Genomic DNA, 20,204 nt, shown 5'->3' with positions numbered 1-20,204 from the left:
CTCCAGGGGCAAATTGAGTATTTCAAGGACAGGCGGGTAGGGTGGGCGCACTACCTGCAAAAACGAGATTTCTGGAATGAGTGATACCTACACGGCCTACGAACATGCCAATCGCAATCAGGCCGAGATCGAAAGCAGCAGCACCTGCGCCTGCTATGGCTGCTACGCCAGCTTTGCCGCTAGCGAGGTCACTCGGTTCACCCACACAACGGCCTGGTGTCCTCGCTGTGAGGCCTGGGCCACGGTGATGGGTGATGCCTCGGGACTGCCTCTGGAACGAGACTTCCTTGAGGCCGTGCACGATCACTGGATCGGCCCCCAGGAATGGCTGGACGAACAGGCTGAGCGGACTCACCTGATCGCGAAAGCGCTCTATGAGAAACCGGACAGTCCTCCTGCCGCGCCTGCGAAAACTCGGCCATGGTGGCGGTTGTGGTAAATCCCTTCGAGGGCAAAATCCGGATACCCGATTGCCGGTCCATCCTGGACGTGATCCGCCTGATCAAGTGTGAAGGTCCTGTGTGGGCGTCACGCTACGTCACTCTTCGGTTCCCCAGTCCAGTTGATGCCTGGGTTCTGGTGTACCCGCTCTGGGAAAACAGTGCTCCATACTTTGACGTCCAATACACCCGTGACGAGCCCCCTCGCCAGGCGCTGGCCGGGCTGCTGGAGAGGTACCCGCAGTGCGCCGTTCTGGACTGGTCGCCCGGCCGACTGGCTTGCATCGAGGTCCTCAATGAAAGCCTGGAGAGCCTTGCACAGATCATTCAGGACGTCGTTGAAGCGATCGGTGGCGAGCGCATCACGGTCCTTGAGGCTTTCTACGAGCAAGCGGGCAGGGCGTAAGCCGTTCAGTCGAGAACAACCCTTGTAATGACACCCCATGAGGTAGGTTTCAACGTGAGCCTTGAGATGTTTTTGGAAGCCGATAGCGCACTCAGCTTGCCGATCCTGGAGCAGGTCTTGGCCCGGGCGGGCGCTGAGGAAGTCTATTGGGAGGATGGCCTGCTGAAGGCCAACTTCACCTCAGGTATTTCAGTCTGGGCCGAGGAAAGAGCTGAAGACTTCGACATCTACGCAGAGGATGCCAAGGGCATGGACTTTCGTGTCTCGGTGTACTGCAATCTCAGGCTCAAGGGCCCGGAGCCAGAGGGGCATTCGAGCATGGAGGATCTGGACAAAATCGCCCGTGGCATTGCTCAAGCATGCCCAGCATGCTTCGTGATCAGCTTCCAGTTCGAAACCACGATGTACTGGCGTGACGCCGCCGGATTGCATCACCATTGGAGATGAAGTTGTCCTCCCGGTTCCTACCGCTGGCTGCTGCCTTTCATGCGCACTTGCAGGAAAAAGCCCGGCAGAGCCGGGCTTGAGTGAGGTACCGCTACAGCTTGAACCCAGTCATTTCTCGACCGGTTCTCCCTGAAGCGACAGGAGCAAATACGGCACTCCTTGCGTTGGATCCATGCGCCTCAGCGTCAACGCCAGAGCACCTTCCTTTTGCTCTGAGGAGGACAGGTCAAAATCCACCTGCCTCGCCTGAGGGTTCTGGTTGTGGGCCCTGGCCACTGCCTGAAACAGACCCATCAACCGACTCTCGTACGTCGAGCGCCGGCGATCGGCCGGATCCAGCAGCACCTGGTCCCACACCTGCGCAGTGATCGCGATGCCATATTCCATTACCTGGTCAATGCGTTGTTTCTTCATTCGGGGCATCTGATTTCTCCTTCAAGTTGAGAAACCACCTGCCCCAACCGGGAAGTGGTTTCCCGGTGACAGCGATTACGATTGCAGCGTCAAGCGTTGCAGCAGGTGACGCCTGTGTTGTCGAGTGCCTGCAGGGCAAACACTCGCCATCTGGGGGAAATCAGAAAGCCCCTGAGTTCCATGGCTTCCCGGCGGGCCCTCCTGGCCGATTCAAAAGCCTCCTGGCTCATGTCCTGATGCGCCTGCTCGTAGAGCGCCGCCATCCGCTGTCCAACAGCCCACACTTCAGCTGCCGTCCGGCAGGGACGTCGCCACACGATCTCCGATGCCTGAATGACACCGGACAGCACCCGTCGAGCGTCATCGCTGGCACAGGCCATGGGCTTTCGCCGATAGACCTTCGTCAGCGTGTCGTAGACCTCCACCGTCCGTGGATCGAACGAGGCCACGGCGCCGAGCTTTGGATACGCATGCAGCTCGTAGAAGCGCGACTCGCACAACGCAATCGCCTCTTCAAGCAAGCCGCAATACCCCACGACGTACTCACCCGACACGGAGTAGAACCCCACGTGCGGTTCGTCCTGGGGCAAGCTCAACACGCCCGTACAGACAATCGTGAACTGCCGTTGGAACCGATCCAGTCGCAACGCCGTACCGGGTAGGTAAGGGTTGCGGATGAACGGAAACGGCAGCCGTAGAACATTCACAGGTTTTTCCATGTAGCTCTCCTCAGGGGCGGGACGGACCTCGCCCCATAGGGCAAGGAAATCCCTATGGATGGATGTCAGGTTCAGGCCGCGGCTATGCACCGGCACAGGCGCACAAGGCACCCGAAATGCAAACCGCGAACGCGATCAGCCGCCGGTACGAGCGAACAGCAAAGTGGGGTATTCGCCACACCACAAACCTGACGAAAAATCAGGGGGCAGGGCAGTGCGTAATGGGTGGGCGATGCCAACCGGTAGCACGCCCATGAAGTGGATGCCGACGAACAACGAACCTCACAGGAGGCCGGCATTCGGATCAGCGGGTCAGCCCAGGGCTGACGGAGTCAAAGAGGAGCGATCTCGCTCGAAAGTGCAAAAGCAGGGCATCGCGATTCTCCGGGTTCAGAAACAGAATGCGGAGAACACTTCGCCCGGCGGGGAGTGTTCCCCGCGTGGGTGGTTACAACAGATGGTCCTACTTGAAGAACCTGAGTGCAGCGAACAGCAAGCTCCCTGCAATCCCTTGCAGTGCGGTCATGACGACCACCATCCTTACGGTGAGTGTGGTGTTCAGGTTGGCCATCTCTTTCAGCAGGCTCAGTTCCACAGTCTTCAGATCAGTAGCCACTTTCGTGATTTCTATCTTCAGCTCTGCGCGGACCTGAGCGATATCCGCCTTCAGTTCAGATCGAACTGTTGCGATCTCAGCCTTCAGATCATTCCGAACTGTTGTGATTTCAGCCTTCAGATCATTCCGAACTTCTGCGATCTCAGCCTTCAGTTCATTCCGAACTTCTGTGAGATCGGTTTTGTTTGCCAATACTGAGGTCACATCTCTCTCCCAGGCTTCAACGAGCGCAGTAGCGTTTTGCTCTGAGACGTTGGATGCAACCATCGCCTTGTACAGAGCTGTTTCCATTTTCATTTGACCTCCAGATTTCAGTAGGAGGGCCAGCCCATACGGGCTAGGCCCGTATGGGGGAAACATCACGTTCAGCAGTGCTTCCACCGACCGCAATGGCAGTCGATTGGTCGCATCACTGGAAGCTTGGCGACCTGTTGGTTGGATCACGCGCAATGGCGCATCGTAGCCCCAGATCCCAGCTACTTTGGCATGTTGCTGACAAGGCCAGCAGAACGCCCCTCCACCATGAATGTCCCAGCCACTGGCAGTCAAAGTGCTCTGTGCAACAGGCTATTTCCGGAGCGGGGCATCCGTAGGAAACAGGGACAGAGTCTATTGAGTCCACCCTTATTGACGCTGTAGGAGCACCTCTGCATTGAGTGTCGGGCGCTGCTGTATTTCACGTGCGGCTGCTCCTCGCTTCAGGGCAGGAGCAGGCGCGAATGGCTGCTATGGACCCAAGCCGTCGTGATGCAGCTTCCGAGTCATGGCTTGAACGGATCGATCCAGCTAGGCCGAAGTCCTGCCTCGTATTCTTGGCGTACGTAGTCGAGCGACTCTGCGCATCCCATTTGCGCCTCGATAGCGCCTATGCATCCCCAGCAATCCCCGCCGGTATTGCCTGATAGCAGATCTTGCGGATTGTCGAGTAGGCGTGCGCAGATCGTGCAGTGTTGCGGCTTCTTGTTGTTTGTCATACTACTCTTCCGATACGTTCCTTCTTAGCCCTCGCGTGCGAGCCAGCGGAATGATGGGACACGTGAGGGCTACCGATGAGTTTCTGCCCGGCGTGGTCCTGCCGGCCGGCTACCACGACGTGCTGCGCCGGCGCCTGGCCGAGATCAACACCGCCGACACCGCGGTTAATTGCCTGATCGCCCAGGCCCGCGTCGAGGGCATGGTCGAAGCCCTGGAAATGCTCAAGGCGTTGGACAGCTCGCGCATCGAGCGCCTGTATCAGCTGGAGATCGATACCGCCACGGCGCGCCTGTTGGAGCTGGAACAGGGGCAGGGCGAATGATCGGCCTGGCTGTCGAAAGCAATACCCTGCGGGTGCTGGTCAGCACCCGTCAGGTGCGCGACGCCGTGGCCGGGCTGTATGAGCTGGACCGCGGCCAGTGGACGCTGGGCATTCGCGTCGGCGGGCCTTTGGTGCGGCTGGCCCCGGTGCGCCCCTAGCGCTAGCCGGTGAAGACCTTGGCCAGCTTGGATACCCTGGTGAAGTTCGCAGAGGACTGCGGCCTGGACGGCCTGCGAATCGAGCTGTAAGCGGCGCCGATAGTTCTAGTTTGCTTTCCCCTGAATAAGGTCGAGGGCATCGCGATACAAAAATGGGACCCAATAAGTTGGCTGATTCTTATCATTTCGAGCTTCGAAAAAGCCTGCAGCAACAAGTTGGTCTGCGATTGACAACGCTTTCTCAGGGGGGATATCCCATATTCGCGCTAGCGTATCAATCTTCTGCTCCGCTTTCTCATTTTTGAGGAGCTCGGTATAGGATTTCAAATTGGGGTATTCAGCGCACAAGGTTTGTCGGTATCTTACTTCCGACACCGATGAGAGCGATTCTTTAAATACGGTCCTATCGAAAAGTATCTCGGCTTCCGGCTCGGGCTTGCCCTGTTCTATCTTTTTCAGCTGGCTCGCCAGAAGACATTCCAGCATGTGGATTATCTCGCGCGGGGCAGACTTTTTAGTGCCATCTTGAACCCGAGAGACGATCCAGTCGAATGCATCAGGGTTCTTACCAGTATCAACCTTTTCGGGAAGGATTCGTTTGATTATTGCCTCTTGCTTTGTGATGTCGTTGATCACGGTGTCTTTATCGGTTTTTAGATAATCTACCAAGGATTGGTTGTTCAGTAGTCGGCTAATAACCAGATTCAAAAGTCCGTCGCGATCCCATTCAATAGTATCTGTTTTGATTACATGACTTGCTTCTCGGAATCCGCCTTCCGTAATGCGTTCCCAAATATCTTTCCGGACAAATATCTTTGCCTTTATATTGGTGTAAGGTTTCAGGTCTGCATACACACGGAACAAAGCACGCAACGCTGATTTCTCAAGCTCTGGTGAGCTGGAAAACGATACGTCTAAACGATCAAATAGCAGCCAGATATTAAGATGTTCGTCTACAAGTCCTTCGTTTGCGAAATGCAGTAAGTCATTAACTGGGACGCTTGATAGTTTTGACTTGATATCCGTGGGTCCGTAGGACGCTTTCCTAGTAGCACTAGGTGCTCCAGAGGTCGGGTCCAAAGATAGTGTCCACTCTATATCAGTAGTTTCTTTGTCGCCGAAGCTTTTTATGTAATTAATTGCCCTGCTGAACAAACTTCCAAGTGTGTATGATTTTGGTAGAAGGCCGGCTGTTTCCAAGGCTTCAATTAGTTTCGTTGATACGCTGCTTGCAGAGTTGCTCCCTCGCAGCTTGGCTGATATTAGTTGAAGGATGTATAGCTTCCAAATATAAGTAAGGTCGGCTTCGCTACAGGACTCATCGTCAATAAGCTCTTGAAAGGCAGACGCTCCCAGAGGGTTTTCTGCGGGTGCTAGAAGGATTCCTCTTGTTTTGAATTCTTCTATATTGTTTGTGAGTAAGGAGTACAGGGCGCTCTTTCCCGTGCCTTTTGCGCCGTATATGACGTCTATTTCGCCGTTCGAAAGCTTATTCCATTGCGATGTTTTGATGAAGTAATTGGCTAATTCATTTTTTTCATCTTCTGCAACCCGGTGCCCGACTCGAATCGAAGATAGTAGGTTTTTTTTGTTCAACTTTTAGCTCCATGCAAATTCTTAGTGAAGGCAATCTGAGCGATCTATGGCCGATTCGCTTGGATGCCATCATATTTTTTGGGTTTGGTCAATTTGTGCAAGCGATGCAGGGGTAGTGGAGAGGTTACGAATTGCTTCGGCGTTGGTACAAAATTGGTACATAACTTGATTTGGATGCGGCAGGGCCACGCAAATAGAGGGGGCTCAGGCGGTATGCCTCCAATCCTCAATTGCGCCAGTTCAATCAGGTACACCACACCCATGGCCACCTTGCGATTCGGACCGCTCCGATTGTCGGCCTTCTCGTAGGCCGTGGCCGCTGCCGAGGCGGATTGGGGGTGGCTTTGAACATGGAGTCGCTCCTGTGATGAGTGACTACCGCCCGTTGCTGTCAAACAGTAAGGGTGGCAGCTGTACGTAGGTTGACAGACCGGACACAGGATACCCGGCGCATCCGAAGATGCCCTGCGCACAGCCGCCATAACACGCAACCGAACGCAGAGTGAAAGCGTCGGCAGGGGGGATGGGGCTGTTTGTGCCTGTGTATTTCAGTCTGTCAAAACCGAGTCACCCGCTAAGTGGTGACGCTCAGGAGACTATTGCACTGGAATTGTCAGGCGCAAGCGGCCGGGATTTTCTAGGAAAATTCACTCAAGGGAAAGCGAGACGTCTGGTCAGCCGCTGAGTGGAGGTGTCCAATGTCGAATGACAGCTATCGACCCAAGGCTGCCTATCGAGAGTCACGAGCATGCAACAGGGCTGTAACTCCTGAAAGCTGCGTCATCCAGAATCTTGCTGCCCGCGAATATTGATAATTGCAGGACTTCCACGGGGCTTTGAAGCACCGGCGATTTAGGTCATTATGCACTCCAACAATGGAGCGATAGGGCAGCATAAGCTGATCATGATGGACGAGAACCCACCCTCAGAGAACGCAGGCCTCGAGGCACTAACGGCGGACGGGGTTGCCAGTATCGTACAGAGAAAGCCTCGTGAGGCACTGCTGCCAGGGAACCGGGAGGTGATCACTGATCTTTACGTCAGCAGGAATGTCGAGAACGAGCCTAAAGACTATGCGTTCAAGGTTTATGTCAGGCTAAACGCCAAGAAACAGACGCTTCGTAAGGTCTCCTTCCAGCATAGCGTTTTCGACGCTTGCTACTTCAATAACTGTAACTTCGACTCCTGCGACTTCACCGGCTGCCGGTTCGTTGGCTGTAATTTCCATCAGTCCGCATTTTCCGGATGCAAGTTTGAGTATGCGGTCTTCGAGCGTTGCCAAATCGACGACGACATCCTTGAGCGGGAGGCACCGCGTGAGGAAAACTTGAAAATGCGGTTTGCCAGATCGCTTCGAATGAATTTTCAGCAAATCGGCGATGCCAAAGCTGTCAACAGAGCGATTTCACACGAGTTGGAGGCTACATCGAGCTATCTGAAAAAATCTTGGTCATCAAGAGAGACGTATTACCGGGATAAGTATCCAGGCTGGAAGAAGGTGCCACAGTTCATCAAATGGCTTGAGTTCAGAGTACTAGATGCGATATGGGGCAATGGCGAGGATACACTTAAGCTGTTACGGGCGATCATAGTAGTTCATTTCCTAATAGCTTTTTATGATACTTATCACTTCGGCAATCCCTGGGATCTTACTGCCTATCTCACTAGCCTTGCGGCCTCTCCTGGGGTATTCTTTGGGATAGCCACCCCGCACGCCTACCCAATTTGGTTCTCATCGATTATTGCTGCTACGCGTCTAGTGGGATTCGCCTTTCTCACCGCTATTCTTGTAAAACGGTTTGGTCGGCGATGAATATGCACATTTATGCCTTCGGCTCCATCTGCCGAGGGGAGATTGACTTAGGATCAGATGTCGATCTACTGGCCTGCGTCGGCGGCCCAGCAGAGCAGATTGATCACGAAAAATACTCCGTGTATCGATATGAGCGGATTCAGGCTTTGTGGAAAGAAGGCAATCCCTTCGCCTGGCACCTGCATCTAGAGTCGAGATTACTTTTCTCCCCAGATGGCACGGACTTTCTGGACGGCCTAGGGAAGCCAGCGCGTTACATCGCGGATGCCCAAGACTGCACCAAATTCCAAAGACTTTTCGACCGCTCTTACCAAGAATTGAGGCAGTCTTTAAACAGTGCGACCTTTCACCTATCCTGCATATTCTTGGCCATCCGAAATTTCGCAACCTGTCATTCGCTTTCGCTCGAGCAACCCATCTTCTCGAGGAAGTCTCCTCTGATGGTGCTGCCAAGCCTCAATATCGACCCCCACGCATTCTCCATCCTGACACGCGCGCGATTACTATCGACACGAGGTTATGGAGAAAACCTCACGCGTGAAGAAATCGTCGCAACTATCAACGCAGTCGCCATCGTTCCACGCTGGATGGAAGCGTTACGGAGCCAGCGTTCGCCATGATTGAATTCAACAATCGAATTGACGCTCAGCGTGTAATTCTGAATCTTGTTAATCGCGGGATCTGGAAGGAGGAGCTTTATGGTCTCTCTACTGGCGCAATCGACCGTTGGGTTCGTGTCAATGGAATTGATCCCTCCGCCGATCTGCCCCGTGCAATCTGCGAGTCGGCCGATAAACTTTTTTTCCTAGCCAACAAAAGTCAGGAACAAGTTACGGATGAGTATCGCCTCCTATCGGTAGAAGTTCTCGAATTGACTCAGCGAATCGCTAGGATCCTGGATATCGTATGACTGCTCTTGGCCGATTGTAGCCTGTCGCGAAAGGCTACATCGACCCAAAGCAGCCGCTAGCACCCGGCAACTCACGCGGCTGAGCATCCGTGCGGTGACGTGCCGCCCAAGTAATCGCCGCGGTTGGACTCATCGATCACCACCGACATGGCGATACACGGATCAAGGGTTGCTCGGTGCGATTTTGTCCAGCAACTGCCGGGCCAGCGCGTGGTACAGCGAGACCGGGGCGATCCAGCCGGAAATGGTGGCGGCCATGACCGTGGCGGCCAGCATAGGGATGAGCAGGTCGGGACTGTGGGACAGTTCCAGCACGATCACCGAGGCGGTCAGCGGCGAGCGGGTCACGCCAGCGAGGTAGGCCCCCATGCCCAGCAGCGCACAGGTCTGTGGGTTGAGGTTGGGCAGCAACGACAGCAGCGGGGCGAAAGCCGCGCCTATGCTCAGCGAGGGCGAGAAGAGGCCGCCAGGAATCCCGGAGAGATAGGACACCACGTTGGCCAGAAACTTCCACAGCAGGAAGTCCTGCCCGGTCATCGGGTGGCCTTCGAGCAGGGCGCGGGTTTCTTCGTAGCCGGTACCAAACACATGGTTGCCGGAGACCAGCCCCAGCAGCGCCAGCAACAGGCCGCAGGCGGCGGCGAAGGGTACCGGGAAGCGCTCGCGCAGCCGGCACATGCGGCCAAGCCAGCCGGCCTGGGTGGGGAGCACCAGTTTGACGTAGAGCCCGCCCAGCAGGCCGCCGAGCAGGGCGCAGGCTGGCACTTCGCTCCAGCCCCAGCCGGCCGGCAGGCTGCCGCCGATCTCACCGAAGTACGAGTAGTGGCCCATCAGGCCGAGGGTGATGGATCCGCCGATTAGAACCGCTGTCAGCACTAGGCCGCTGAAGCGTTGCTCGAAGGTGCGGCTGAGTTCCTCGATGGCGAAAACGATACCTGCCAGCGGCGTGTTGAAAGCTGCAGCGATGCCGGCGGCGGCGCCGGCGAGAATCAGTCCTGCGATGGTGCGCCTGCCGTGCAGGCCCAGACGTCGACCGAAGGCATAGATGATGGCGGCGCCGACGTGCACCGTAGGCCCTTCGCGGCCCACCGAGCCACCGACCAGCAGGGCGGCCAGGGTGAAGAGCATTCGCGCGGCGGCAACCGGTAACGCTAGCACCCTGGCGCGCAAGCGCCGCGAGGGCGACTCCAGTGCGGCAATTACTTGGGGTATGCCGCTGCCCCTGGCCTGAACGAGCCAGCGCTGGGTGATCCAGGCCAACAGGGCGAAGCCCGCCGGGGTGACCAGCAGCGGCAGCCAGGAGGCGACGCCGAGCATGTGCTTAAACAGAGCGAAGGATTGGTCCGCCAGCCAGGCGAAGGCCAGCGCGACCAGGCCCACCAGCAGCGCGCCGACCCAGAACGCCAGGCGTTGTCGCCACTCCAGCCAGCGTGGCCGTCGGAAGCGTCGTGGCTGGGTGGTTACGGGTGATACGTTTGGGTTGGGGTGTTCGGACATCGGCGCGACCAGGATCGTGGAGCAAGGGGCAATTCTACTCAAATCTGCTGCCCATACAGGTGATACAGCACGTTGTCATTGGAAGACCAGGCCGTGCATACATTGCTCCAGGAGTTGGTACTGATCCGCACCGAGCACCTCTTGCTGCTGGGCAAAAAACGGGACGCTGGGCTTCCCGCTCCACGGCAGAATGACGTCAGCCATTGGCACAGACGATCGACTTCTCCAGCATCGAATCCATCCTCAGTTGCGCCAGCTCTATCAGGTGCACCACACCCATCGCCACCTTGCGATTCGAGCCGGTCTGGTTGTCGGCGTTCTCGTAGGCCGTGGCTGCCGCTGACTGCAGAATCGAATGGAGGTCGAGAAGAGTAGCCTCGTGGTTCAACGAGAGCGGAGGCTGCCCAGGTGGCGCGGCTGGTGCAGAGACAGCAAACGTCGGTACGGGTCTCGGTGTTGCCTCTGGCCCTAGGTCATAGTGGGACAGTGCCCGGTCGGCGATGCGCGGATCGATGGCTCCGGCGTTGGATCTTGCCGGCGGATTGGGGGTAGGTTTGAACATGTGGCGTGACTCCAGTCAGTCAGCTGAGAGAGCCGCAACCATCGCTACTAAACGATAGGGTGGCGGCCGAACGCAGGTTAGTAGACCGGTGACTAGGCCCGGTGCGCACGAAGACGCCCTGCGCACGGCCACCATAAAGCGAAGGCTGAAAAACGAGCCTGGCAGAAGGGGCACTTTGCGCCTAGTCACATGGCGGGCTACTAAACCCGGTCACTGAATTGGCAGTGACAAACCGGAGCCTAGCCCCGTGATCAGGCGCAAAACAAGCGCTCGTGATTTTCTAGGAAATTTCACTCAAGGGAAAGGGAGTTGTCTGGTTTGGAGGCCAGCTGCAGTTCGTACGGTGTACTCCGGTTTTTTTCAGCACAGGCCATCTCTGCTTCGACCTGGCTATGAAACAGAGTAATGATCCGACATTTTTCTTCGTTGTCGTAAATGTCGAAGCGGGGGGGAGCCGGTTCAGCGCTGTACGATGTGCCGCGACGAGGATAGGAAACCCTGTTTTGAGAAACCGCCGGGATCACCACGAATCTGGACTTCATCGAAGGCCCCCTTTTATTCAGCTCTTGCGAGAGATCGGGAGCATGCGTACCAGCGTATTGTCCCTGACCCAGTAATGGTGGAAGAGGCCCGCTGCGGCGTGCATCGCGATCAACCAGTAACCCGCACTGCCGATGAATTCATGCCAATGCTTAAGCTGTTTCGCCAGGTCAGGGCTGACCTGGACCGGGGCCCACACGCTGAAGCCGAAGTAGGGAAACGGTTTGTCCGCTGCGGCAAGCATCAGCCAGGCGAACAGCGGTGTGGCGATCATCAGTCCATAAAGGGCCAGGTGCATGACTTGGGAAAGGTTTTCCTGCCATTTCACCAGCCTGGGAGTAATCGGCGGACGTGGAGTCAGACGTCCGAGCAGGCGAAGCCAGACCAGCGTAAAAATGCTCATTCCGAATGCGCCGTGCAATCCCAGCAACAGGCTGCGAGCATTGCTTCCCCGAGGTAGATAGCCCTTGATCTCTATACAGGCATAGACACCCACAAACAGAGCCAGCATCAACCAGTGCAAGGTGATGGAAAGTGTTGCATAGCGCTGAGGCTTCGTATCTCTGGTCATGACATACCTCATGAAATCCTAGTGGGGAACGACGATGTGCTGAGCCTACTGACGAAATCTTAAGCCCATCTGAAGGCCTTCTCGGGTCTAGCTCAATCATCAGGGGATACCTCCGTTCCACAGCCGCTGTCGCGTTCGGTGCTTGGAGGCGATGGAGCGGTTCTGGAGACCTCCTGCCGGCCTGTACTTGCGGGATAATCACTTCTATCGTAAAGCCAACGGGGATGCCTGGAAGATCAAACTATTGAAGGGAAAGATCGTGCGGCTATTGCTGATCGAGGACGATGTGGCCTTGCGAGAGGGTGTCCACCAGGCGCTGGCCCGTGAGGGCTATACCGTCGATTGGGTTCACGACGGACAGGATGCGCTGCATTCTCTGCTCAGTGAGACCTTTGACCTGGCCGTGCTGGATCTTGGGTTGCCGCGGCTTGACGGTCTGGAGGTGTTGCGTCGGCTGCGTGAGAGCGGCTCGACCCTGCCCGTGCTGGTGCTGACCGCCAGGGATGCGACGGATGACCGTATCGCTGGCCTAGATGCCGGGGCCGACGACTATCTGGTCAAACCCTTCGACCTCGCTGAACTTAAGGCCAGGTTGCGCGCGTTGCTGCGGCGCAGCGCCGGGCGGGCCAGCCCGCTGATCGAGCATGCCGGCATCACCCTTGACCCGGTCAGCCAGCAGGTATGCTGGGGAGGCCAGCCGGTTACCTTAACACCCAAGGAATACCAGCTGCTTTACGAGTTGCTTTCACCGCCGGGACGGGTGATGACACGCGAGCGCCTGACTCAGTTGCTGTACGGTTGGGGGGATGAGGCCGAGAGCAATACGCTGGAGGTTCATATCTACAATCTGCGCAAGAAGTTCTCCACCGATTTGATTCGGACTATCCGCGGTGTCGGGTACCGCATGGAAAAGACTTCATGATTTCGATACGGCGTCGCACGGTGACGCTGATCATCGGGATACTGTTAGTTGGGAGATTGATCATTACCTTGCTCAGTCTGCACGATAGCAATCGGGAGATCGACGAGGTCTACGATGCGCAGCTGGCGCAGAATGCCCGTCTGCTTCAGGGCGTGATGCGCATGCCGTTGGTACAGGGCGACGAGAGCAAACTCTATGAGGCCTTCAATCAGGCGCTGGGGGAGGGCGTGTCGAAGTCCGATGGCCACCCCTACGAGCGCAAGATTGCCTTCCAGGTCTGGAGCCCCCGAGGAGAAGTGCTGGTGAGAACGGCCAGCGCTCCGGTCTTTGAGCAACTACCGTCCGTGGCAGGCTTCAGTGATGTCGTCGACCTCAAGCAACATGCCTGGCGGGCCTTTCTGCTCGAGGATAAGCAGAATCACCAGCGTATCTGGGTCGGCGAAAGGGATGATGTCCGTTCCGACCTGGTCTATCGGATCATCCGCCACACCATCTGGCCCAATGTCTTTGGCACATTAATCCTGGCCATCCTGGCCTGGCTGGCCATTGGCTGGGGGCTGGGCCCCCTGGCGAAGATGGCCATGATCCTGAGAGGAAGGCATCCTGGCTCCCTAGAGCCGCTACGCCTGGAGCCCTTGCCCTCGGAGCTTGAACCCATGCAGTCGGCCCTCAACAGGGTGTTGGTGCAGGTGCAAGAATTGCTGGGGCGCGAGCGCCGTTTTATCGACGATGCGGCCCATGAGATGCGCACCCCGCTGGCGGTATTGCGTGTCCATGCCCAGAATCTGCTGGAGGCTGAAACCGAGCAGCAGCGAAGCCAATCCTTGCATCACCTGATCAGCGGCGTGGATCGCACCACCCGGCTGGTCAATCAACTGCTGACCATGGCCCGCCTTGAGCCATTGAGGGACGTCACGGCGACGCAACTGATCGATCTTGAGCAGGTCCTGCGCGAGAACCTGTCACAGTTGGGGGCCTGGTTGCTGGACAAGGGGCTGGAGTTCGAGTTCGATGTTGAGCCGGGCGAGTACCAGGCCCGGATCAGTGCCGATGCACTGGCGATTGCCTTGCACAACCTGATCACCAACGCGGCCAATTTCTCCCCGGCCGCAGGACTGATCTCTGTCCGTCTGTCGAGCAGGGCGGGGCAATTCGAGCTGTCTGTGCAAGATCAGGGCCCTGGCATCGATGAGAGCCAGAGAGAGCGGTTGTTCGAGCGTTTCTACAGCCGGGGGAACGACCAGGGAGCAGGGCTGGGACTGACTATTGTCCAGACGATTGCCCTACAGTTCGGCGGCCAGGTCCGCCTGGAGAACCGTGATGCGGGCGGACTGTGTGCCTCGTTGACGATTCCGCGTCCCTAGAAGCATCCTGGCCGTTTGCTCAGGAAAGGGAGCAGTCTCGGTGCCCGATCAATCCATCTTCAGATTTCCTTAAGGTTGTAATGTCATTGTGACATCACGGCTTTCAGTCGCCACGTCTATCATCAATCTGTGGGCGCTGCACTGACGTTCTGATGCGTTGATGACCTGTTGATCTGACGCATTAAAAGCCGCCGTGAGCCGGGCCTATATCGAAAATGGGATAAACGGGTGAGTAAATGAACATGCGTAGACTAAAGGTTTCTACACGGGTTGTAGCAGGCTTTCTCAGTCTTATCGTACTCATGCTTGTGATCGGGTTGGGATCCCTGGCCCAGATGAGGAAGATGAACCAGAGCTCCCACGAAGTTGATAGCAACTGGTTGCCCAGCATTCTGGCATTGAACGGCATCGATGAGGCTGTCATGCGCTTGCGAACCCTCACCTTGCGTGCGGCCATCGGTTTCAATTCCCAGACGCCCAATGATGTGACACGTGCCCGGGAACAACTGGATGATGCAGTGCGTACCTACAGCGCATTGATCTCCAGCCCGGAAGAGCATGCGATCTACGAGCGTTTCCTCAAGGCCCGCCAGGATTACGAGCAAACCCAATCCAGTATTGTCGTCCTGCTGGCCAATAATGAAACCGGCAAGGCGATAGAGTTGATCAACAATGTCCTCAATGCCAAGGGCAGTGCCGTCGTGGCCGAGGTGGATGCCTTGGTCAAGCTGAACACCGCGGGAGCCAGGCAGGCGACCCTGGCCAGCGCTGCTGCCTATGACCAAGCCAACCTGATGGTGATCGGAATACTGGTGGCCTCCGTGATAGCTGGGGCGATTCTGGCAATGATCTTGTCGCGCAGCGTCGTATTGCCTCTGCTGCAAGCGGTGCGCGTTGCCCGGACCGTCGCCTCGGGGGACCTGACGCAGAGCATTCCCAATGAGGGGCGTGATGAGGCATCGCAACTGATGGACGCCCTGCGAGACATGCAAGGCAGCTTACGCGGTACCTTGGGCCTAATTGCGGACTCCTCGGCTCAGTTGGCTTCGGCTTCACAGCAACTGCATGCCGTCACCGAGGATGCCCACCGCGGAATTCAGCAACAGAGCCACGAAATCGAACAGGCTGCCACTGCTTGCAATCAGATGAGCGCAGCCGTTGACGGAGTTGCCCAGAACGCGGCGACTACGCTGGAAGCTTCCAGGGAGGCGGATCGGGCTGCCAGCCAGGGTCGAAATCAGGTCGACGAGACGGTGGTCTCGATCGGCAACTTGGCCAATGACGTGCACTCCAGCGTTTCTCGAGTGGAGGCTCTGGCGAATGAGATGCAGGAAGTCGGCAAGGTGCTGGATGTGATCCGCGCCATCGCCGAGCAGACCAACCTTCTGGCGCTTAACGCGGCGATCGAGGCTGCGCGGGCCGGGGAGCAGGGACGAGGCTTCGCGGTGGTGGCAGACGAGGTTCGCATGCTGGCCCAGCGCACCCAGCAGTCAACACAGGACATCGAGAAAATGGTGTCCTCATTGCAACAGCAGGCGGTCGAGACCGTCCAGACGATGCAAGGCAGCGCCAGGCAGGTTCGCGCGACCGTCGAGAGTGCTGAAGCTACCAAGGCGTCGTTGGGCGCCATCGTGCGTACCATTGCCGCGATCAACGAGCAGAACGTGATGATCGCCAGCGCCGCGGAAGAGCAGGCAGCCGTCGCCAAGGAAGTCGACCGTAGCCTGGTCAGTATCCGCGACCTGTCCTTCCAGACCAGCGCAGGGGCCAATCAGACCAGTCATTCCAGCCATGACCTGTCTAGGCTGGCAACAGACTTGAAAGGCGTTGTCGCCGGGTTTCGCTTCTGAAATCCGACTCCCGGGTCCTGTCTCTAGCGTATTCGACTATAACTGGGTGATGGCTTTTTGCTCTGTCGCTGACAGGGGATCCGCCCATCAGGAGGCTTAATGAGACAGGGTGTCCCAAAAATCCGCTTGCGCCAATGGATCTGGCGCGCCTTCCTGAGCAGTGCGCTGATACCACTGATCCTGGTGGAAACGGTGTTGATTGCGAGCTACTTACTGACCAACCAGGTCATACGGGAGGCACAGGTCGATTATCTCAAGCGTAGTGCAGTCGATAGCTTGAGTGCCAGTGTCGAGCAGAATGCACTCATTGTCGAGAGCAAGCTCGAGCACCTGACCGGCGTGGCCGGCCTGCTGGGGACAATGACAGAGCAAGCACTGCTGACGCCGGCCAGCGTACCAGGCGAAGTGCTGGCCGTGACGCCCGAAGGTGCGCGTTACAGCGCGACGGATCTAGGTGGTGCGGCCTCTTTCTATTCAGCAGCGACACCTTTGGCTCTTCAGGATCTGGACAAGGTACGGCGGCTTGCCAGTCTCGATACCCTGTTCAAGCAGATCAGACAGGCTGACCCGATGATTGCCAGTCTCTATTTCAACTCCTGGGACAGCTACAACCGGATCTACCCTTGGTTTCGCACCAATGAGCAGTATCCGGCTGACATCCGTATTCCAGAGTTCAACTTCTACTATTTGGCGGACGCGACCCACAATCCACAAAAAGCGACCCGTTGGACCGAAGTCTACCTAGATCCCGCTGGACATGGGTGGATGATGTCCGCTGTATCACCTGTATATCGTGGTGATTTTCTTGAAGGAGTCGTTGGGCTCGACATCACCGTCGATGGCATGCTGAATGAGATTGCGCACTTGAGGGTGCCATGGTCCGGGTACCTGCTGCTGGTCAGCAATGAGATGACCATCATGGCGATGCCGCCCCAGGCTGAGGATGATTTCGGCATGAGTGAACTCAAGGCTCCTGATGCGAAGACGGTGGTGTCAGGGAATGTCCTAAAACCTCGCACATTCAACCTCGGGCAACGTGATGACGCGGTAGTAATGGCAAACGAGCTCGAGACGGCTGACTCAGGATTCAGTGAGGTAACACTGCAAGGCCGCCCACATCTGTTTGCCTGGCGAACGATCAAGAATACTGGCTGGCGGCTGGTTGCCCTGGCCGAGAAAGAAGATGTCATGGCTGAAACGTACGGTTTGGCCAGGCATTTTCGCAACATAGGCTATCTGATGATTGTCGGCCTGGTATTGTTCTATATCGTGTTTTTCACGGTCCTATGGCGTCGTTCCCGCAAGCTGAGTGAACGGCTGCGCCAGCCCATTTCGGGCATCGTCCAGATGCTTCGCGAGATCGGCCAGGGGCGCTGGCAACCGGCCCGCGTCGAGTCCGGGATCGCCGAACTCGACGAGATGGCCGGCAATGTCCTGACAATGGGCAGCCAACTGGCAACCAGTGAGCAACAGCGCCATGTTGCACAGGAGCGTTTGGCGCTGGTGATGGAAAACGCCTCAACCGGTCTGTGGGAGTACCACCTGGATGATGACAGCCTGACCTTGCGTGGGGGATTGGTCGTCAGGCTCGAGCTGCCTGAAACGTCGATGAGTCGAGAAGCTTTCCTGGCCCGGTTGGATGCCAACGATGCGCGGGCCGTGATGCAGGCTTTCGACTCGCTGCGCATGGGGCAGACCAGTCGTATCGACATCGAGTTCAGGCTCAGTCGTCCGGATGGCAGCTTTCTGTGGCTGCTCGGACGTGGCCGGATGATCAAGGGCGTTCTGGACGGTGGGAACGTAGCGGTGGGCACCTTGGTGGACATTGATGCGCTGAAACTGACGGAAATGGAGCTGCGTGAGCGCACCTTGCAGGCCCAGGCGGCTAGCCAGGCCAAGTCACGCTTCATTTCCAGCATGAGCCATGAACTGCGAACTCCCCTCAATGCCATCCAGGGCTTTACCCAGTTGATGCGCATGGGCGCGCGTCATGAAACGGACGAGCAACACCTGGACGAGATACTGGGCGCCACCACGCACCTGGCGCAACTGGTCGATGACCTACTCGATTGGTCCAGCCTGCAGGCCGAGCCCCAGAAACTCACGCTCAAGCCCGTCCCGGTTCTTAGCATATTGAAAGAATGTGCCGACATGGTTCGTTCCCAGGCAATGGCGGCGGGCCTGTTGCTTGAGCTGGAGCTCGAGCTGACGGATACGCCGGCAGAGGTGTATGCGGATGCGCGGCGTTTACGCCAGGTCCTGCTGAATCTCTTGTCCAATGCAATCAAGTACAACCGTCCCGGTGGTCGCCTGTTGATCGGTGCACTGAGGGTCGGGGAATGGATACGCCTGTTTGTCGAGGATGGCGGGCTGGGTATCGAGCCTGCTCTGCAAACGGCCTTGTTCGAACCGTTCCAGCGGCTTGGCAAGGAGAACACGGCTATCCAGGGGACAGGCATCGGCCTGGCCCTGTGTCGTGAGCTGGCCGGGTTGATGGGCGGGCAGATGGGGCTTTCAAGTGAGCCCGGCAAGGGCAGCCGATTCTGGATCGATCTTGTCCCCACGCACCTGGTCGAGCCCTCTGGCATTCGGGAAAAACGACGAACTGCGATTTTCTATGCCGGGAACGATGAGTCTATTTTGCCATTCATTTCTACCATTGCTGGAGAGCGTGCCACGCTCAAGTCCGGAACATTGGAGGGCTGTGTCGTTGACTCAGGCACTGAGGGTGCGCCTGGTATCCTGCTGCTCGATTGCGATGATGAAAATACCAACCGTTCGGCCCAGCTTGGAAGGCTAAGACGTAGTCTGAACGCCGAGTTCATGTCGGTCGTGCTGTTGGGGTCTGCACCCAAGGCATTGGCCTGGGTGGGCTTTGAGTTTCAGGCCGTGCTGAAAAAACCATTGGAAGTGGAAGCGTTGCGTGAGGTTCTTGACGCGCTGCTGGAGAAGGAGAGCTCGAATGTTCACTGATATTCCTCTCGATACCCGTATTCTTATCATTGATGACGTCGCGGCCAATCTGCGCTTGCTCTCCTCGAGTCTCAAGGCGTTTGGGTTGAATGAAATCGTCAGCTTTTCCGACTCAGGGCAAGGGCTGGAGTGTGCCCGGCATGAAGATTGGGATCTTCTGCTGCTGGATCTGGATATGCCTGAACCGGATGGGTTCGAGATTCTGCGACAGCTCAAGGACCGCGACCGGTCACGGCAGCCGATCATCATCCTGACGGCGTTGAGCGATGCGAACAGCCGGCGATTGGGGTTGGAGTTGGGGGCCAACGACTATCTGACCAAACCTCTGGATTTACCTGAGCTGATCTTGCGTGTACGCAATTGTCTGCGTCTGGCACAAGCGAGCAAGAAGCTGCAAACACTGAATCTTGAGCTCGAGATGAAGGTCGTGGAGCGCACTCTGCAACTGCAGCAAAGTCACCAAGCGGCGATCAGGGCCTTATCTCGCGCAGCCAGCTATCGCGACAATGAAACCGGCAATCATATTCGCCGGATTGGCGATGCATCGGCATTACTGGCAAAAACCATCGGTATGCCAGCTCAATGGTGTGAAAGGCTGCGTTTGGCGGCCCCTATGCATGATCTTGGAAAGATAGGCATATCGGATGAAATACTTCTGAAGGAAGGGCCGCTTACCCCGGATGAGCGACAGAACATGATGAAGCATGCCGCCATCGGTCATGAAATTCTGCATGAGGAGCAAGGAAGTGACCTGACCCGCATGGCGGCAGAAATTGCCTACTGCCACCATGAAAAATGGGACGGGAGTGGCTATCCTCGCGGGCTTGCGGGTGAGGAAATTCCTCTGTCGGCGCGTATTGTCGCGTTATGCGATGTTTACGATGCTTTGCGCATGCCGCGTCCCTACAAAAGCAGTTGGTCCGCTGAGAGAGCCCAGTCCTACCTGGCCGAGCAGTCTGGGCGACATTTCGATCCCTCGCTTGTCGAGGCTATTCAGAAAGTCTTCGGTGAAATAGAGAACCTGTTCCAAGAGGACACGGAAGTTACATTGCGAGGGATGGCATAAGTGCGCACCTTAATATCCATGTGGAAGCCACACTTGCTGATGT

At 56.9% G+C, this 20,204-nt stretch carries 21 protein-coding genes and 1 pseudogene; 14 read left to right on the top strand and 8 right to left on the bottom strand.

Annotated features, from left to right (window positions below; all coding sequences use genetic code 11):
- Positions 1 to 76: 76 nt before the first annotated feature.
- From ACMGT0_RS20505 to ACMGT0_RS20495, 3 genes are read left to right on the top strand one after another with little or no spacing between them, the layout of a single operon-like run.
- Entirely contained in the window at positions 77 to 439 is a 363-nt protein-coding gene (locus ACMGT0_RS20505; RefSeq protein WP_416769539.1) for a hypothetical protein, read from the top strand.
- Positions 433 to 846 carry a hypothetical protein gene (locus ACMGT0_RS20500; protein WP_416769537.1) on the top strand — a complete coding sequence of 138 codons (414 nt, stop codon included), beginning with the start codon at positions 433 to 435 and terminating at the stop codon, positions 844 to 846. Before ACMGT0_RS20505 ends, ACMGT0_RS20500 begins: the two co-directional genes overlap by 7 nt.
- Positions 847 to 900: 54 nt before the next feature.
- Positions 901 to 1,293, top strand: a complete 393-nt coding sequence (locus tag ACMGT0_RS20495) for a hypothetical protein (protein ID WP_416769535.1) — start codon at positions 901 to 903, stop codon at positions 1,291 to 1,293.
- 108 nt (positions 1,294 to 1,401) lie between these two features.
- Here ACMGT0_RS20495 and ACMGT0_RS20490 read toward each other — a convergent pair whose 3' ends face one another.
- The 3 genes from ACMGT0_RS20490 to ACMGT0_RS20480 all read right to left on the bottom strand — a co-directional run bounded on the left by ACMGT0_RS20490 (position 1,402) and on the right by ACMGT0_RS20480 (position 3,339).
- Positions 1,402 to 1,716: a hypothetical protein gene (locus ACMGT0_RS20490; RefSeq protein ID WP_416769533.1), complete on the bottom strand. Its 315-nt coding sequence runs from the start codon at positions 1,714 to 1,716 to the stop codon at positions 1,402 to 1,404.
- 80 nt (positions 1,717 to 1,796) lie between these two features.
- Positions 1,797 to 2,426: a hypothetical protein gene (locus ACMGT0_RS20485; protein WP_416769531.1), complete on the bottom strand. Its 630-nt coding sequence runs from the start codon at positions 2,424 to 2,426 to the stop codon at positions 1,797 to 1,799.
- A 463-nt stretch (positions 2,427 to 2,889) separates the two neighbouring features.
- Entirely contained in the window at positions 2,890 to 3,339 is a 450-nt protein-coding gene (locus ACMGT0_RS20480) for a hypothetical protein (RefSeq protein ID WP_416769530.1), read from the bottom strand.
- 739 nt (positions 3,340 to 4,078) lie between these two features.
- Between ACMGT0_RS20480 and ACMGT0_RS20475 the strand changes: the two genes are divergently transcribed.
- Together ACMGT0_RS20475 and ACMGT0_RS20470 are read left to right on the top strand one after the other, a co-directional pair.
- Positions 4,079 to 4,339, top strand: coding sequence for a hypothetical protein (locus ACMGT0_RS20475; protein ID WP_416769528.1), 261 nt, complete (start codon positions 4,079 to 4,081; stop codon positions 4,337 to 4,339).
- Complete coding sequence (locus ACMGT0_RS20470; RefSeq protein ID WP_416769526.1) at positions 4,336 to 4,497, top strand: hypothetical protein; 162 nt, start codon at positions 4,336 to 4,338, stop codon at positions 4,495 to 4,497. The genes ACMGT0_RS20475 and ACMGT0_RS20470 overlap by 4 nt, the downstream gene beginning before the upstream one ends.
- A gap of 105 nt (positions 4,498 to 4,602) precedes the next feature.
- On the opposite strand, the gene ACMGT0_RS20465 is transcribed toward ACMGT0_RS20470, so the two are convergent.
- Positions 4,603 to 6,093 (bottom strand): P-loop ATPase, Sll1717 family, encoded by a 1,491-nt coding sequence (locus tag ACMGT0_RS20465; protein WP_416769524.1) that lies wholly within the window; start codon positions 6,091 to 6,093, stop codon positions 4,603 to 4,605.
- A gap of 904 nt (positions 6,094 to 6,997) precedes the next feature.
- Here ACMGT0_RS20465 and ACMGT0_RS20460 point away from each other — a divergent pair.
- The 3 genes from ACMGT0_RS20460 to ACMGT0_RS20450 are packed head-to-tail and all read left to right on the top strand — an operon-like array spanning position 6,998 to position 8,816.
- A complete protein-coding gene (locus tag ACMGT0_RS20460; protein WP_416769522.1) occupies positions 6,998 to 7,906 on the top strand; it encodes a pentapeptide repeat-containing protein in 909 nt (302 codons plus the stop codon).
- Positions 7,903 to 8,526 (top strand): hypothetical protein, encoded by a 624-nt coding sequence (locus ACMGT0_RS20455; protein WP_416769521.1) that lies wholly within the window; start codon positions 7,903 to 7,905, stop codon positions 8,524 to 8,526. Before ACMGT0_RS20460 ends, ACMGT0_RS20455 begins: the two co-directional genes overlap by 4 nt.
- A complete protein-coding gene (locus ACMGT0_RS20450; protein ID WP_416769519.1) occupies positions 8,523 to 8,816 on the top strand; it encodes a hypothetical protein in 294 nt (97 codons plus the stop codon). Before ACMGT0_RS20455 ends, ACMGT0_RS20450 begins: the two co-directional genes overlap by 4 nt.
- A gap of 162 nt (positions 8,817 to 8,978) precedes the next feature.
- On the opposite strand, the gene ACMGT0_RS20445 is transcribed toward ACMGT0_RS20450, so the two are convergent.
- From ACMGT0_RS20445 to ACMGT0_RS20430, 4 genes are all read right to left on the bottom strand, one after another.
- A complete protein-coding gene (locus tag ACMGT0_RS20445; RefSeq protein WP_416769518.1) occupies positions 8,979 to 10,313 on the bottom strand; it encodes a chloride channel protein in 1,335 nt (444 codons plus the stop codon).
- A 196-nt stretch (positions 10,314 to 10,509) separates the two neighbouring features.
- Complete coding sequence (locus tag ACMGT0_RS20440; protein ID WP_416769516.1) at positions 10,510 to 10,875, bottom strand: DUF6124 family protein; 366 nt, start codon at positions 10,873 to 10,875, stop codon at positions 10,510 to 10,512.
- A 290-nt stretch (positions 10,876 to 11,165) separates the two neighbouring features.
- A complete protein-coding gene (locus ACMGT0_RS20435) occupies positions 11,166 to 11,417 on the bottom strand; it encodes a hypothetical protein (RefSeq protein WP_416769514.1) in 252 nt (83 codons plus the stop codon).
- A gap of 17 nt (positions 11,418 to 11,434) precedes the next feature.
- Positions 11,435 to 11,986 carry a cytochrome b gene (locus tag ACMGT0_RS20430; protein ID WP_054063188.1) on the bottom strand — a complete coding sequence of 184 codons (552 nt, stop codon included), beginning with the start codon at positions 11,984 to 11,986 and terminating at the stop codon, positions 11,435 to 11,437.
- Between the two features lie 259 nt (positions 11,987 to 12,245).
- Between ACMGT0_RS20430 and ACMGT0_RS20425 the strand changes: the two genes are divergently transcribed.
- The 6 genes and pseudogenes from ACMGT0_RS20425 (at position 12,246) to ACMGT0_RS20400 (ending at position 20,161) form a co-directional block, all read left to right on the top strand.
- A complete protein-coding gene (locus tag ACMGT0_RS20425; RefSeq protein WP_054063197.1) occupies positions 12,246 to 12,908 on the top strand; it encodes a response regulator in 663 nt (220 codons plus the stop codon).
- Positions 12,905 to 14,272 carry an ATP-binding protein gene (locus tag ACMGT0_RS20420; RefSeq protein ID WP_054063187.1) on the top strand — a complete coding sequence of 456 codons (1,368 nt, stop codon included), beginning with the start codon at positions 12,905 to 12,907 and terminating at the stop codon, positions 14,270 to 14,272. The genes ACMGT0_RS20425 and ACMGT0_RS20420 overlap by 4 nt, the downstream gene beginning before the upstream one ends.
- 236 nt (positions 14,273 to 14,508) lie before the next feature.
- Positions 14,509 to 15,264: pseudogene (locus ACMGT0_RS20415) on the top strand (MCP four helix bundle domain-containing protein); the annotation flags it as partial.
- Positions 15,241 to 16,122 (top strand): methyl-accepting chemotaxis protein, encoded by an 882-nt coding sequence (locus tag ACMGT0_RS20410; protein WP_416773525.1) that lies wholly within the window; start codon positions 15,241 to 15,243, stop codon positions 16,120 to 16,122. The pseudogene ACMGT0_RS20415 and the gene ACMGT0_RS20410, both read left to right, overlap by 24 nt.
- Before the next feature lie 99 nt (positions 16,123 to 16,221).
- Positions 16,222 to 19,095: a sensor histidine kinase gene (locus ACMGT0_RS20405; RefSeq protein ID WP_416769512.1), complete on the top strand. Its 2,874-nt coding sequence runs from the start codon at positions 16,222 to 16,224 to the stop codon at positions 19,093 to 19,095.
- Positions 19,085 to 20,161 (top strand): HD-GYP domain-containing protein, encoded by a 1,077-nt coding sequence (locus tag ACMGT0_RS20400; protein WP_054063184.1) that lies wholly within the window; start codon positions 19,085 to 19,087, stop codon positions 20,159 to 20,161. Before ACMGT0_RS20405 ends, ACMGT0_RS20400 begins: the two co-directional genes overlap by 11 nt.
- Positions 20,162 to 20,204 lie beyond the last annotated feature (43 nt).

The organism is Pseudomonas sp. RHF3.3-3, from assembly GCF_048069595.1.
In the GTDB taxonomy this organism is placed as follows: domain Bacteria; phylum Pseudomonadota; class Gammaproteobacteria; order Pseudomonadales; family Pseudomonadaceae; genus Aquipseudomonas; species Aquipseudomonas fuscovaginae_B.
The sequence above is the reverse complement of the archived record's forward strand: the minus strand, read 5'-3'. Positions and strand labels throughout refer to the sequence as shown.

Coding starts and splice junctions, on each gene's coding strand:
- ACMGT0_RS20505 (WP_416769539.1), top strand. CDS start 77: ATGAGTGATACCTACACGGCCTACGAACATGCCAATCGCAATCAGGCC.
- ACMGT0_RS20490 (WP_416769533.1), bottom strand. CDS start 1,716: ATGCCCCGAATGAAGAAACAACGCATTGACCAGGTAATGGAATATGGC.
- ACMGT0_RS20485 (WP_416769531.1), bottom strand. CDS start 2,426: ATGGAAAAACCTGTGAATGTTCTACGGCTGCCGTTTCCGTTCATCCGC.
- ACMGT0_RS20480 (WP_416769530.1), bottom strand. CDS start 3,339: ATGAAAATGGAAACAGCTCTGTACAAGGCGATGGTTGCATCCAACGTC.
- ACMGT0_RS20470 (WP_416769526.1), top strand. CDS start 4,336: ATGATCGGCCTGGCTGTCGAAAGCAATACCCTGCGGGTGCTGGTCAGC.
- ACMGT0_RS20460 (WP_416769522.1), top strand. CDS start 6,998: ATGATGGACGAGAACCCACCCTCAGAGAACGCAGGCCTCGAGGCACTA.
- ACMGT0_RS20455 (WP_416769521.1), top strand. CDS start 7,903: ATGAATATGCACATTTATGCCTTCGGCTCCATCTGCCGAGGGGAGATT.
- ACMGT0_RS20450 (WP_416769519.1), top strand. CDS start 8,523: ATGATTGAATTCAACAATCGAATTGACGCTCAGCGTGTAATTCTGAAT.
- ACMGT0_RS20445 (WP_416769518.1), bottom strand. CDS start 10,313: ATGTCCGAACACCCCAACCCAAACGTATCACCCGTAACCACCCAGCCA.
- ACMGT0_RS20440 (WP_416769516.1), bottom strand. CDS start 10,875: ATGTTCAAACCTACCCCCAATCCGCCGGCAAGATCCAACGCCGGAGCC.
- ACMGT0_RS20435 (WP_416769514.1), bottom strand. CDS start 11,417: ATGAAGTCCAGATTCGTGGTGATCCCGGCGGTTTCTCAAAACAGGGTT.
- ACMGT0_RS20430 (WP_054063188.1), bottom strand. CDS start 11,986: ATGACCAGAGATACGAAGCCTCAGCGCTATGCAACACTTTCCATCACC.
- ACMGT0_RS20420 (WP_054063187.1), top strand. CDS start 12,905: ATGATTTCGATACGGCGTCGCACGGTGACGCTGATCATCGGGATACTG.
- ACMGT0_RS20410 (WP_416773525.1), top strand. CDS start 15,241: ATGGACGCCCTGCGAGACATGCAAGGCAGCTTACGCGGTACCTTGGGC.
- ACMGT0_RS20405 (WP_416769512.1), top strand. CDS start 16,222: ATGAGACAGGGTGTCCCAAAAATCCGCTTGCGCCAATGGATCTGGCGC.
- ACMGT0_RS20400 (WP_054063184.1), top strand. CDS start 19,085: ATGTTCACTGATATTCCTCTCGATACCCGTATTCTTATCATTGATGAC.